Source organism: Chryseobacterium lactis (assembly GCF_003815875.1).
Lineage (GTDB): Bacteria > Bacteroidota > Bacteroidia > Flavobacteriales > Weeksellaceae > Chryseobacterium > Chryseobacterium lactis.
In genome coordinates this window covers 4,349,487-4,363,649 of sequence record NZ_CP033924.1, presented here as the reverse complement: position 1 = coordinate 4,363,649, position 14,163 = coordinate 4,349,487, and the positions used below count along the sequence as shown (strand labels likewise).

Below are 14,163 nucleotides of genomic sequence, written 5' to 3'. Positions count from 1 at the left end.
TTAATTTATTCCTTCATCAAGCAACTTATGCAGATCAATGATTCCGAAGTATTTTCCATTTTCAGTTACCACAAGCTGTCCGATATTATTTTCTTTCAAAATTTTCATGGCTTCTTTAGCCAACGCTTCTTTTTCAATAGTTCTTGGATGTAAAGACATAATATCTTTAGCCGATACTTTACTGATGTCTTCTCCTTTCATCAGCATTCTTCTTAAATCTCCGTCTGTAATGACTCCGATAATCTCCTCCTCACGGGCAACTACTGTAATTCCATGGCTTGAGGCACTGATCGAGATAATCACGTCTCTTATCGAAGCATCCTCTGTTACCTGAGGTTTCTGTGAAGAAAGAAACTGTTCTACCTTCGAAGTCAGATTTTTACCTAAACTTCCCCCGGGATGAAATTTGGCAAAATCATTTGCTTTAAAATCATTGAGTTCCATTAAAGCCACTGCCAGGGCATCACCAAGAGCCATTTGAATAGTGGTGGAGCTGGTAGGGGCCAGTTTGTTAGGACAAGCCTCTACATCTACGTGAGTATCTAATATAACTTCAGAAAACTCGGCAAGTTTACTGCTTTTATTTCCTGTCATTCCGATTAAAGCGGATGAATAATCTCTTAAATAAGGAACCAGATTTGCAATTTCAGGAGAATTTCCTGAATTGGAGATACATAAAACGACATCTTGCTTCTGAATAACTCCCAAATCTCCGTGAATAGCTTCAGAAGCATGAAGAAATTGTGAAGGAGTACCGGTAGAATTCAAAGTGGCAACAATTTTATTACCAACATGGGCAGATTTTCCAATTCCTACCACAATAAGCTTCCCATTTGCTGAATGAATGATCTCTACTGCCCGGGCAAATTGGTCATCAATTCTGTTTTTTAATTTTTCAAGCTCTGAAATTTCAATTTCTAAAGTACTTTTAGCAATTGATATAATGTTGGTTCTCTCCATTTTACTTTGATAGGTATACAAAAAAGTTCTTAAAAAACGTTATATTTTAAAAAGAAAATTTAATATAAGTTTTATTTTTTATAAATTCGTTCGCTTTTATTTTAAGCAGAATTTTTATAACTTTGGGTTAGATGCAAATTTAGCAATAGAAAATTAGATGAGCGCAAAAAAAGCCAATTTATCAGGCGAATTGAAAAAGTATTTTGGGTTTTCTACATTTAAAGGTCAGCAAGAACAAATCATAGACAATCTCCTGAATGGGAAAGATATATTTGTTTTGATGCCTACAGGTGGTGGTAAATCATTATGTTATCAACTTCCGGCACTTATTTCGGAAGGTACCGCGATAGTCGTTTCGCCATTAATAGCGTTAATGAAGAATCAGGTTGATGCAGTGAATGGCCTATCATCAGAAGATGGGGTAGCACATGTATTGAATTCATCATTAAACAAGACACAGACAAAACAGGTTTTTGACGATATTAGAAGTGGAAAAACCAAATTGTTGTATGTAGCTCCTGAATCATTGATTAAAGATGATTATCTGGACTTTTTGAAAGACGTTAAAATTTCTTTCTTTGCCATTGACGAAGCCCACTGTATTTCAGAATGGGGGCACGATTTCAGACCTGAATACAGGAATCTGAAACAAATCATTGACAGGATCGCCAGTGTGCCGGTGATTGCTTTAACGGCAACCGCAACTCCTAAAGTCCAGGATGATATCCAGAAAACATTGGGAATGACGAATGCATTGGTATTTAAAGAAAGTTTCAACCGTCCTAATCTATATTATGAAGTATGTCCTAAAATTAATGTAGATAAAGAGATCGTTAGATTTATCAATCAACATAAGGGAAAATCAGGAATTATATATTGCCTGAGCCGTAGAAAAGTTGAAGAATTTGCCCAGCTATTGCAGGTAAACGGAATCAATGCGCTTCCTTATCATGCAGGTCTTGATCAAAAGGTAAGGGTAGCGAATCAGGACAAGTTTCTGATGGAAGAAGTGGATGTCATTGTGGCAACCATTGCTTTCGGGATGGGAATTGATAAACCGGATGTTCGTTTTGTTATCCATTACGACTTCCCGAAATCCCTTGAAAGCTATTACCAGGAAACCGGAAGAGCAGGAAGAGATGGTGGTGAAGGTCATTGTCTCGCATTCTATGATCCAAAGGATATTGAAAAGCTTGAAAAGTTTCTGGCTCAAAAGCCTGTTTCTGAGCGGGAAATCGGGTTGCAACTTTTGAATGAGGTGGTAGGTTATGCGGAGACCTCAATGAGCAGAAGACAATACATTCTATACTATTTTGGAGAAAGTTTCGATCCGGTAACCGGAGATGGAGCAAGCATGTGTGATAACTCTTCAAATCCTCCAAAACTAAAGGATGCAACTGCCGACCTCGAAAGGGTCCTGGAACTGATCAATGATACAGGTGAAAAATTTAAAGCCAAAGATATTATTTCTGTAATCGTAGGAAAGGAAACTGCGGTAACAAAATCCTATAAATTGGAGCAGAATCGTCATTTTGGCTTTGGAAAAGAAGAAAAAGATAATTACTGGAAAACAATTTTGAGACAGGCTACTGTTCAGAATTTTTTACAAAAAGATATTGAAACCTACGGGGTTTTAAAGATTGAAGAAAAAGGCAGAATTGTACTGAGTGGCAAATCAAAGGAAGTATTTCAAATTGCTGAAGATAGAGAGTTTGACCTTAACCAGGCGAAAGCAGAAAGCGATCAGGTACAGCAGCTGGCCAGCGGAGGCATGGATCAGAATCTGTTTAACCTCTTAAAAGAACTGAGAAAAAAAGTAGCCAAAAAACACGGTATTCCACCTTATACGGTATTTATGGATCCGAGTTTGGAGGATATGACAGTTCAGTACCCGGTTACCGTAGATGAGATTGCTAAAATTTATGGGGTAGGAGAAGGAAAAGCCAAAAAATATGGTAAAGAGTTCGCCGATTACATTAAAACATATGTTGAAGATAATAATATAGAACGTACTCAGGATATGGTATTGAAGCAGGTGGCTAATAAATCCAGCCATAAAGTTTTCATTATTCAGAGTACTGATAAAAAAATTGATCTTGAAGATATCGCCAGAGCCAAAAACCTTTCTATGGATGAACTTCTGAAAGAAATGGAAAGGATTGTGTATCAGGGAACAAAGTTGAATATCGATTATTATATTGAAGACAATTTTGATGAAGATATCGTAGACGGCTTTATGGAATTCATGAACGAGTCTGAAAGCGACAGTATGAAAGTTTTGCTTGATGAGTTCGGAGATGAATTGTCTGATGAAGAAGTAAGAATGCTGAGAATTAAATTTATCAGCGACGTTGCCAACTAAGGAATGGAATATAGAAAAATCATAAAAACTCTTCAGCTGAAGAGTTTTTTTATTGTAATGAATGAGATTGCTTCGCTTTGCTCGCAATGACTTTTTAGTCATAGAAAATCTTCAGCATTCCAATATTTGAAAGATAATGAAACTTTTTAGTAACTTTAACTGATGAAAAAAATCTCTGTCATATTTATTCTGCCGGATCTGGAGACAGGCGGTGCAGAAAGAATTGTCACTACGATTGCCAATCACCTGTCGAGGGATCGATTTGAACCTAAGATTTTGTTGTTGCGTAAACGTGGTGGATATCTTAATTTCCTCAAGAAAGATGTTGAAGTTATCGATATCAATACAGAGAGAATCAGACATTCGTTAAGACCTATATTGGGTGAGATTTACAGGAGAAAACCTGATATCGTATTCTCGGGATTTGGAGAAGTAAATGCTTATTTAGCATTATTTATTAAACTTTTTCCGAGAACAAAATTCATTGCAAGAGAAACCAATGTAGTAACTGAGCATGTTACCAGAAAAGAAATCAAATTCTTTTATAATTTTTACAATAACTACCAGAAAATTATTGCCCAAAGTGATGATATGATGAAGGATCTGGTGGATAATTTTAATATTAAGAAGAAAAGAATTGTTAAGATTAATAATCCGGTTGACTTTGATTTTATTGACGAAAAAATGGCCAATGTCCTAAAGCCGGAGAGTTTTAAATACAACTACAAAAATGTAGTGGCTATCGGCAACCTGTCTGCCAGAAAGGGATTTGATAATCTTCTGAAAGTTTTTTCCAGACTTAAAAATGAAAATATTTTATTGCATATTTTAGGTGATGGAAAAGACAAAGAAGTCCTTTATCAAATGAAAGACTTTCTGGATCTGAAAAATGTTGTTTTTCACGGCAGACAAGATAATCCCTATCAATTTTTAAAATATGCAGATTTATTTATCCTTTCTTCAAGATACGAAGGGTTTCCGAATGTACTTCTGGAAGCCGGAGCCTGTGGTACCTATTCTTTAGCCAACAATTGCCCCGGTGGAATTAATGAAATCATCCAGAATACAGTGAATGGAGAAGTTTCAAATATTGAAAATTATGAAGATTTTGCTAAAAGAATCATGATGATTTTACAAAAAAATTATAATCGGGATGCAATAAAAAATTCTATTAAATCGAGATTTTCTAAAAATATTATTTTGAATGAATACGAGAAAGTATTATTGGATCTGATGAATAAATAATCAATAACATAAAGGCTTGTGACAACCCGGAGAGTCTGTTTTTCAGATATAGGAAAAGGGAAGGAGATGCTTTCTATAAAACTAAAAACGTTAGTACTCTTCGTTTTGATAATGCCCCAAAAGAAAAGCCACCGGTTTTTACGACAATGTATTTGAAAGAAGGACACGAAGAAAATATTTAGTTTTTGAATAAATAACCCCTATTCTCGAATTCTTCCTTAAACAAAAAGACTTTTTACTTTATCTGCACTGCCAATCGTAAGTTCTGGTTACTGGGTTTTTAGTATTTTTGCGTTTCAAATAAAAATAGAATGAAAATGATTCCTAAAATAGGATGTGCTTGTGAAAAACCTGACCACAATTATACTGAATACAGAAGTTCGGAATTAGGGATAGATCATACCAACGGAAGATACGGCGAAGTAAGTATTCAACAGTGTAAGTTATGCCAGAGAATATGGATTCATTATTTTGTTGAATATGAGCATTATTCAAAATCAGGAAGATGGTACAAAGGAATTGTTTCTAAAAAAGATCGCTCACAGATTACTCCGGAAAATGCAGTGGAATATCTTGAAAACCTTGAATGGTATGTGTATGGAGGTTCATTTTTTGACAGTTCGGGAACAATAGGACAAGGCAAAGTAATAGTAGACTAATAACCGCGTTAAGGTATTTAAAATTTTTCGAACTCAAAATTGATAAAACTCACTTTGGTGCTTGGTAATTTATATGTAAATTTGTGAGAATTAAGATAGATAGTAATAAACAAATTCATAAAATAACATGAGTCAATTCGATGTTACCGTAATAGGTTCTGGTCCCGGTGGTTATGTAGCTGCAATCCGTGCAGCACAATTAGGTTTCAAAACAGCAATTATTGAAAAATATTCAACTTTAGGCGGAACTTGTCTTAACGTTGGATGTATTCCGTCAAAAGCACTTCTTGATAGCTCTGAGCATTTCGAGAATGCAAAACACAATTTTGCAAGCCACGGAATTATTATCAATGAGCCGCAGGCAGATATTGCAAGAATAATCGAGCGTAAGAACGAAGTTGTTGATCAAACGACTAAGGGAATCAATTTCCTGATGGACAAAAACAAAATTACTGTTTTTGAAGGAGTAGGAAGTTTTGAATCTGCTACTCAGATCAAAATCACAAAGAAAGACGGTTCTTCTGAAACAATTGAATCAAAATATACCATTATTGCAACTGGTTCTAAACCATCTTCTTTACCTTTCATTTCTCTGGATAAGGAAAGGGTAATTACCTCTACTGAAGCTTTAAATCTTAAGGAAATTCCTAAACATTTAGTAGTTATCGGAGGTGGAGTAATCGGTCTTGAATTAGGATCTGTATACTTAAGATTAGGATCTCAGGTAACTGTAGTTGAGTTTATGGATAAAATTATTCCTGGAATGGATGGGGCTTTAAGCAAGGAATTGACTAAAGTTCTTAAAAAACAAGGAATGAAGTTTATGCTTTCTACTGCTGTTTCTGCTGTTGAAAGAAACGGAGACACTGTGAAAGTTACTGCTAAAGATAAAAAAGGAGAAGAAGTAGTTGTAGAAGGAGATTACTGTTTGGTTTCTGTAGGAAGAAAACCATATACAGAAGGTCTTGGTCTTGAAAAAGCAGGTGTAGAACTTGACGAAAGAGGTAGAGTGAAAGTAAACGATCATTTACAGACCAATGTTGCCAATATCTATGCAATCGGAGATGTAATTAAAGGAGCAATGCTTGCTCATAAAGCGAGTGAAGAAGGAACTTTAGTTGCTGAAATATTAGCAGGTCAGAAACCTCACATCAACTATAACCTGATCCCAGGTGTTGTGTACACTTGGCCTGAAGTTGCCGGAGTAGGTAAAACTGAAGAGCAATTGAAAGAAGAAGGTGTTGCTTACAAAGTAGGATCTTTCCCAATGAGAGCATTAGGAAGAAGTCGTGCAAGTGGTGATGTTGATGGTCTTGTTAAAATTATTGCAGACGAAAAAACAGATGAGGTATTAGGAATGCATATCATTGGTGCAAGAGCCGCTGACCTTATTGCAGAAGGCGTAATTGCTATGGAATTCCGTGCAAGTGCAGAAGATATCGCAAGAAGTTCTCATGCTCACCCAACATATGCAGAAGCTATTAAAGAAGCTGCATTGGATGCAACAGGAAAAAGACCTATCCATATTTAATATTTGATTAAAAAGTTTAATCATCCAGATATAAAAAAGAGAAATCAATTTGATTTCTCTTTTTTTTGGCATAAAAATGGACTGTCCTCTAAGAAAATAAAACATGAAGAAAATTTTTATTAGTTTAATGCTTTTGTTGGGTATCAGCTCCTTTGCACAGGAAGCGGGAAAAGCTGGAGAGCTGTTAAAAAACGAAGCCTCAACAACAGAAATGAGGTCGCCTGACCATTCCAGAATACAGAATAATATTCCCGATCGTAATGCTTTTGATCCAAGAAATAAAATAAAGAACCCATCCTACCAATGGAATAGAAACTACGGGTATGCAGAAGTTTTTTTACGGATCCCGGAACAAGGATTTTTTATGGTTGAAGTCGGTGACCAGATGATAGCAAATGGCTCCGGAAAGTACAGATTTTTCGACCTGCAATCCGGCAGAATGCCAGTATCAATCTATGCCAATGGCTTTCTTATTTACAGAACAACATTGATGCTCCGGAATAACAGCAGAGTGGTGCTTGATTTTTTCACGAATGAAGGCCTATATCTGCTGGATTCGTATCCTGTTCAGGGACAATATGGTTTCAACGACTGGAATGACGTATGGAACAACCCTTATGGGAATCAGTCCGGAAACTGGAACAATCCGGGAAATGTAATGGATAATAATACTTTCCAGCAGTTTTTCGACATGTTAAAGAGAAAAGAAAGCTTTGATGATGGAAAAATAAAGTTCATTAACCAGCAAATGCGTACCTCCATGTTTACCGCTGCCCAGATCAGGGATCTTGTAAAATCTATGAGTTTTGATAAAAACAAACTGGCCCTGGCTAAATCAATGTATGGTAATTGTGTGGATAAAAACAAATACTTTGTAGTGACGGATGCTTTTGATTTTGAAAACAGTAGACGTGAACTGATGGATTATATTTCTAAATTATAATGAAAATAATTAACTCTTTCGCACTTAAAAGTCGCTGAAATACCCTGTCAATTGGGATTTTAACCTTTTCGATCATTCATTAAACTCTTTAATAAAATACTCTAAAGCCCCCTCTGGAATACAGAATTTTTTTTAATTGAGAAAAGATTTCATCTCTCATATCTATTTTTTCATTATTTTTGTAATGACTATTACAAAAATAATGAAAGGGAGACCAAATATTTTTCAGGACAATGAATTAATTCTAAAAGCTCAAAAGCTTTTCTGGGAAAAAGGATTTACTGCAACTTCGCTTGCCGATCTGAGCCTTGCTACCGGAGCCGGAGCCGGGAGTTTGTACAATACATTCAAGGGAGGGAAAAAAGAACTCTTTAAAAAAAGTCTTCAGCAAAGAAGAGAAGAACTGCAGGCATTTAAGGAGGTTCTGGAAAAAAGTGAAGATCCGGTTGCTCTCATTAAAGATTTCTTTATGAGCACGGCCATTGCTGAAAACGAAACTCATATGAAAGGCTGTATTGTAGCCAATACTCTTGTTGAAATGACATTTGTGGATGAGGAATTAAAGGAAGAAGCCATAGATATATTAAGAGAAACTGAAAAACTTTATACCTCCGTTATTGAAGCTCAGCAAAAAAAAGGAACTGTGAAATCAATACTTCCGGCAGAGATTTTGGGAAAATATCTGATCACGTTTTGGTGTGGAATTAATTCCCTTCGTAGAATATATCCGGACAAGAAGATTTTAAAAACTCAGATAGAATTACAATTGCAGTTACTGAATTAAATTTTTTTAATTATTTATTTAACGATCATTACAAAAGTAAAACAATGAATTTACAATTAAAAGGGAAGAAAGCATTTATTAGCGGTGCCACACAGGGAATAGGATTTTCTATAGCCCAACAATTATTGGAAGAAGGAGCATCAGTCATTATCAACGGAAGAAATGACAAAAAAATTAAACAGGCCAAAAAGAAACTTCAGCAACAGTTTCCGGAAGGAGAAATATCAGCTGTTGTAGCTGATTTTGCTCAGAGAGAAGATGCTGTCAAATTATCTGAAGAATTAACGGATATTGATATTCTCATCAATAATGTAGGGATTTTTGGAATAAATGATTTTTATGATGTGACAGATGAAGACTGGTATCATTATTTTGAAATCAATGTAATGAGTGGAGTGCGGTTATCAAGACAACTACTGCCCGGAATGATCAAAAGGAATTCAGGTAGAATTATTTTTATCAGCAGTGAATCAGGGGTGAATATTCCTGAAAATATGATCCATTATGGAGTGACAAAGGCTGCAATGTCGGCATTAAGTAATGGATTATCCAAACTTACAAAGGGGACAGCAGTTACCGTTAATACAATTCTTGGAGGTCCTACTTATTCCGACGGAGTTGCTGAAACTGTCGAACAAATTGCTAAAGCACAAAACCTCACCGTTGAACAAATGAAGGATATCATTATTCAAAATTCAAATCCACATATTCTTTTACAGAGATTCATCCATCCAGAGGAAATTGCTAATCTTGCAGTATACCTTTCCAGCTCCCTTTCTGTAGCAACAAATGGAGCAAGTTTAAGAGCTGATAGCGGGGTTTTGAAGGTTATCTGAGAAAACAGATGTTTCCGGGATGGTATATGTTTGATTTTGAAGTATATAGAAATTAGCTTACATCATTTTCATCTGATCATAAAACTTTGAAGCCTTGGCCGGAGCAATATTAAACTGGATTCCAAAGGTTATTCCTTTAAAATACTTCTCTTTGTGTATCGGAAAAGCATACCCGGTATTAAGAAAGAAAATATTAAATAAGGAAATCCCGATTCTTGGCTCTAGCGCATATTGATTGATGGAAACTCCGTACAGCTGCCCGTTATTGGTGTAATATATATTCGCTTCAGGAAGGAATTTATCTTCACGGTTAATGCGGGTATACAACATGGAAGGGCCAAGGACAAGCGATTTATAACTGGAATCTCCGATTCTGAATTCTAATCCGGCCTGTAAAACATTTCTTCCTGTATACCGATATCCAAGATTAATGGCCGTTTTTTCGAGTATTTGTGCATTTACAACCCATGTGGAAAGAAGGAATATGATCATCCAGAATTTTTTCATGTTTTAGTATTTTATTCAAATGTACTGGTTTTATCGGCTTATTGAAAGATTAATTTTTTTAAAAAAGATTAGAGCGGGATTAAGTAGGCTGAAATCTTCAAATTTCCGTACCTTTGTCAGCTAATTTATCATCAATGCAACTCGGAAAAACTCAAAGTTTAAAAATTTCAGAAAAAAATAATTCAGGATGGGTCCTAACAGACGATTCCGGTGAAAAGGCTTTTTTACCCAAAATCTTTATTCCGGAGGAAAAAGAAATAGGAGAAGAAGTTGAGGCTTTCGTATATCAGGATGATGATAAATTGAAAGCAACCACTGAAATTCCATTAGCTGAAGTAGGCGAGTTTGCCGTGATGAGCTGTGTACAAAGTCTTCCAAGCGGTGCTTTTATGGATTGGGGAATCATTAAAGATTTATTCATTCCTTATAAGCAGCAGAAAACCAAGATTATTGAAGGAAAAAGATATCTGGTGTATATCTATGTAGAAGAAAATATGGAGCTGATTACAGGGACAACGAAATTCAAAAGAAATCCTCAATATGAAGATTTACCATTCCAGAAAGGAGATAAGGTGGATCTGATTATGATGAATGAAAGTGAATTGGGCTGGAATGTGGTTATCAATAAAAAATACATCGGATTAATTTATGTGTCTGACGTGTTCAAAAAGTTATATCCTTTATCTGAAGAAACGGGCTATATTAAAGCAATTCGTGAAGATGGTAAAATAGACATATCCCTGCAGCCGGAAGGATTTGAAAATATTGATGAGTTCAAACAACAGATCTTAAATAAACTGGAAGAAAACTACGGACTTCTGTATGTATCAGATAAGTCTTCTCCTGAAGAAATTAAAGCAGAACTTCAGATGAGTAAAAAGAATTTCAAAAAGGCCATCGGAGGTCTTTACAGAGATAAGATTATTGATATTTCGGAAGATAAAATCAAATTACTATAATAATCTTACCGGAGAAAAGTAAACTATTTAGTTAAAAAAATATGGAGATCGTCAAATTGGCGATCTCTTTTTTGTTGTTATATACTTGATTAATTGACAGTAATGATGTTTTCATAAAAAATATCTGGTTAACCTCAATGATCGGAATTCGGAAAAACATGATGCAAATCATACAAATTTGTTTAATTTTTTTGTTTAACAATTTTGTCAAAAATGAAAAATGTTTAATTTTGCACAAATTTGTTTAACAAAAATGTCAAATCAAGCAAAAAAAGACCAAACACAGGAATTGATCAAGGAGACAGCGAAGAATTTGTTCTTTGTGAAAGGAAAATTTGATGCTACCACGCAAGAGATTGCCGATGCAGCCGGAGTAAACAGAACTCTTATCAATTATTATTTCCGATCAAGAGATAAGCTGATTCAAATCATCTTTGATGAAGCTCAGAAAGTAGAGCAGGAAAAGTCAAAAATTATCCAGAATGCAGATCTTCCTTTTAAAGAAAAGATCAGCAAGTTTATTGAAGGAAGTCTTGCAACAAGCCTTCAGTATCCTTATCTGGAAACGTATATCGTTTCGCAGATCAATAAAGGAACCTGCCACCAAAGAGAAATTGAAGAAGATATCCTCAACCAGATGTACAGGGATATTGAAAAAGAAATGGAATTGGGAAACATCGAAAAAATGGCACCCGTTCAGTTTATTCTGAATATGGTTTCGTTATTAGTCTTTCCAAGTGCCATAAGACCATTGTTTATGGAGAATTTAATGATCAGTGATGAAGAATATGACAAGATTATTTCAGAGCGAAAAGGAATTATTATCAGTATGCTATTTAAAAATTAAGTGAAAACTAAAGTATTTCTTAAAATGATTCGTCATTTAGAAGTAAATAACAAACGAACAAACAAGTAAAAGAATAAACGAAGTATAAAATTATGAAAAGAAAACGGATAACTGCTATAAAGCTAAAAATTGGGATAGCTGCAGCATTTATGATTTTCGGCTTTTCATCGGTGTCAGCCCAGCAGCAGGTTTCTCTGCAGGAAGCAATTAAGCAGGCACTTCAAAATAAGGCAGAAGCTAAAAAAGCCGCCTTACAAGTCAAAAAAGCCGAATATAAGATTGATGAGGCCAGAGCCGGTGCTTTACCTCAGATCAGTGCAACTATAAATAACACCTACAATCCTATTTTACAAAAGACTGTTCTTCCCGGAGAGATCGTAGGTAAGCCCGGAGAGCTTATTCCGGTTGCTTTCGGAACAAAATGGCAATCTGTAAACGTGGTGACTCTTAACCAGAATATTTTTGATCAGAGAGTTTTTATTGGTCTTAAGGCAGCCAAATCAACCAGAGAATTTTACCTTTTAAATTCCGAATTGACCAATGAACAAATCATTGAGAACGTTGCGACTGCATACTATCAGGTATTTGTTCAGGAAGAGAATCTTAAAACGGTAGAAGATAGTTATTCAAATACTGAACGCGTTAGAAATGTAATCAAAAGTTTGGTAGATAACGGGTTGGCAAAACCAATAGATCTGGATCGTACGAATGTTCAGCTTACCAATATTAAATCCAACAAGCAGCAATTGATTAATGCTGTTGAGGTTTCAAAGAACTCATTGAAGTTTTATATGGGAATTCCTATTGAAAACTCTATTGAGCTTGAACAAAAAGAAATTGTACCTAATTCTGAACTCCTGGGAACGAATGTTAATTTGGAAACCCGTTCAGAATTAAAAGTTTTAAACAAACAAAGAGAACTTTTAGAGTACAGCAAAAAAGCAACGGTAGCCAATCTTTATCCTACGGTAGGACTTACTGCAAACTACGGATGGCAAGGACTGGGAAATAAATTCCCCTATACATCAGGATCAAATCAGGGAACCAACTGGGGAGACTATGCTTCTATTGGGGTAGCGATTAAGATTCCTATTTTTATGGGAGGTGCGACCAAAGCTCAGATTCAACAGGCTGAAATTGATATTCAGGATCTGGATCAGGATATTCAAAATAAAAAGCTTAACCTGAGCTTAGATTATAAAAATGCGATCTCCAATATGGAAAATGCCATCATCAATATCCAAAGCATGAAAGACAACGTAGATCTGGCAGAAAAAGTACAGAAAAATACGCAGTCTAACTATCAGTACGGGTTGGCAACGCTTACTGAAGTTCTGGATACTGAAAATGCTCTCACGCAGGCTAAACAAAACTATGCCAATGCACTGCTGGATTATAAACAAGCTGAGATCAAAGTCATTAAAGCAAAAGGAGAGTTAAACACACTACAAAACCTATAATAAACAATGAAAAAAACTTTAATATATATCATCGTAGCAGCTGTACTTGTAGGTTTAGCGGCTTATAAAATTGCTGGTAACAAAGAGAAGCAAACCAAAGAAGTAAAAGAGGTTGCCAAGCAGGTAGATAAAATCAACGTCAATATCGTAACTGTTTCAAGAGAAAATATTGATACGGATTATTCAGCAAACGGAACTTTTCTTCCTAAGCAGGAAATGAATCAGTCTTCTGAAATTGCAGGTCGTATCGTTAATGTTTTGGTAAAAGAGGGTTCAAGAGTTTCTGCAGGTCAGACTTTGGCAACGATCAAAAGAGATGCGATTGAAGTTGATGTGAGTCAGGCTCAAAATAACTTACAGAATGCAATAATCGACAACCAACGTTACGAAAACGCATATAAAACCGGAGGGGTTACAAAACAACAACTGGATAACTCAAGGCTGCAGCTGAAAAACATGCAGGTTGCAGTAAAAGCTCAGGGTGTAAGAGTAAACGATACAAGCATCCGTGCCGGAATCAGTGGTACGATTAATAAAAAAATGGTTGAACCTGGAACTGTTGTTTCCGTTGGTACTTCAATGTTTGAAATTGTTAATATTAACAGTTTAAAGCTATCTGTTTTAGTGGATGAAAGCCAGATCGGAAGAATTCAGCTGGGTCAGGAAGTTCCGATTAATGTGAATGTTTTACCGGAGGATTCTTTCGTTGGTAGAATTACATTTATCGCTCCTAAAAGTGATGCTTCTTTGAATTTCCCGGTTGAAATCGAAGTTCAGAACAGAGGAAACCTAAAAGCCGGTATGTATGCCACAGCTACATTTAAAACAAATCACGGTGCAGAAACTCAGAATATGTTGACCGTTCCTGCAGAAGCATTTGTAAACGGAGTGAGTTCAGGACAGCTATTTGTTGTTGAAAACGGAGTGGCTAAAATGATTAAAGTGACTGTTGGAAAAATTTACGGTGATAAAGTTCAGGTTTTAAGCGGATTGAATGGAGGTGAGCAAATCGTAACCAGTGGACAGATCAACCTGGATAACGGATCTAAGGTAAACATTATAAAGTAGTA

At 35.7% G+C, this 14,163-nt stretch carries 13 protein-coding genes; 11 read left to right on the top strand and 2 right to left on the bottom strand.

Going from position 1 to position 14,163, the window contains the following annotated elements; translation table 11 throughout:
• Positions 1–960 (bottom strand): KpsF/GutQ family sugar-phosphate isomerase, encoded by a 960-nt coding sequence (locus tag EG342_RS19425; protein ID WP_103292696.1) that lies wholly within the window; start codon positions 958–960, stop codon positions 1–3.
• 157 nt (positions 961–1,117) lie between these two features.
• Here EG342_RS19425 and recQ point away from each other — a divergent pair, with 157 nt between their 5' ends.
• The 7 genes from recQ to EG342_RS19390 all read left to right on the top strand — a co-directional run bounded on the left by recQ (position 1,118) and on the right by EG342_RS19390 (position 9,320).
• Positions 1,118–3,322, top strand: a complete 2,205-nt coding sequence (gene recQ / locus EG342_RS19420) for a DNA helicase RecQ (protein WP_103292695.1) — start codon at positions 1,118–1,120, stop codon at positions 3,320–3,322.
• Positions 3,323–3,484: 162 nt separating this feature from the next.
• Entirely contained in the window at positions 3,485–4,567 is a 1,083-nt protein-coding gene (locus tag EG342_RS19415) for a glycosyltransferase (RefSeq protein WP_103292694.1), read from the top strand.
• Between the two features lie 311 nt (positions 4,568–4,878).
• The gene (locus EG342_RS19410; protein ID WP_103292693.1) at positions 4,879–5,226 is read left to right on the top strand and encodes a hypothetical protein; all 348 of its coding nucleotides are present in this window, start codon (positions 4,879–4,881) and stop codon (positions 5,224–5,226) included.
• 127 nt (positions 5,227–5,353) lie between these two features.
• Entirely contained in the window at positions 5,354–6,757 is a 1,404-nt protein-coding gene (gene lpdA, locus EG342_RS19405) for a dihydrolipoyl dehydrogenase (protein ID WP_103292692.1), read from the top strand.
• Between the two features lie 103 nt (positions 6,758–6,860).
• A complete protein-coding gene (locus tag EG342_RS19400; RefSeq protein ID WP_103292691.1) occupies positions 6,861–7,700 on the top strand; it encodes a DUF4476 domain-containing protein in 840 nt (279 codons plus the stop codon).
• A 202-nt stretch (positions 7,701–7,902) separates the two neighbouring features.
• Positions 7,903–8,484, top strand: coding sequence for a TetR/AcrR family transcriptional regulator (locus EG342_RS19395; protein WP_103292690.1), 582 nt, complete (start codon positions 7,903–7,905; stop codon positions 8,482–8,484).
• A gap of 44 nt (positions 8,485–8,528) precedes the next feature.
• Positions 8,529–9,320, top strand: coding sequence for an SDR family NAD(P)-dependent oxidoreductase (locus EG342_RS19390; RefSeq protein WP_103292689.1), 792 nt, complete (start codon positions 8,529–8,531; stop codon positions 9,318–9,320).
• 57 nt (positions 9,321–9,377) lie between these two features.
• On the opposite strand, the gene EG342_RS19385 is transcribed toward EG342_RS19390, so the two are convergent.
• The gene (locus EG342_RS19385; RefSeq protein ID WP_103292688.1) at positions 9,378–9,827 is read right to left on the bottom strand and encodes a hypothetical protein; all 450 of its coding nucleotides are present in this window, start codon (positions 9,825–9,827) and stop codon (positions 9,378–9,380) included.
• 134 nt (positions 9,828–9,961) lie between these two features.
• Between EG342_RS19385 and EG342_RS19380 the strand changes: the two genes are divergently transcribed.
• From EG342_RS19380 to EG342_RS19365, 4 genes are all read left to right on the top strand, one after another.
• Positions 9,962–10,786, top strand: a complete 825-nt coding sequence (locus tag EG342_RS19380; protein ID WP_103292687.1) for a CvfB family protein — start codon at positions 9,962–9,964, stop codon at positions 10,784–10,786.
• A 253-nt stretch (positions 10,787–11,039) separates the two neighbouring features.
• Positions 11,040–11,633: a TetR/AcrR family transcriptional regulator gene (locus tag EG342_RS19375; RefSeq protein ID WP_103292686.1), complete on the top strand. Its 594-nt coding sequence runs from the start codon at positions 11,040–11,042 to the stop codon at positions 11,631–11,633.
• Positions 11,634–11,725: 92 nt separating this feature from the next.
• Positions 11,726–13,093: a TolC family protein gene (locus EG342_RS19370; protein WP_103292685.1), complete on the top strand. Its 1,368-nt coding sequence runs from the start codon at positions 11,726–11,728 to the stop codon at positions 13,091–13,093.
• A gap of 6 nt (positions 13,094–13,099) precedes the next feature.
• Complete coding sequence (locus tag EG342_RS19365) at positions 13,100–14,161, top strand: efflux RND transporter periplasmic adaptor subunit (protein WP_103292684.1); 1,062 nt, start codon at positions 13,100–13,102, stop codon at positions 14,159–14,161.
• Positions 14,162–14,163 lie beyond the last annotated feature (2 nt).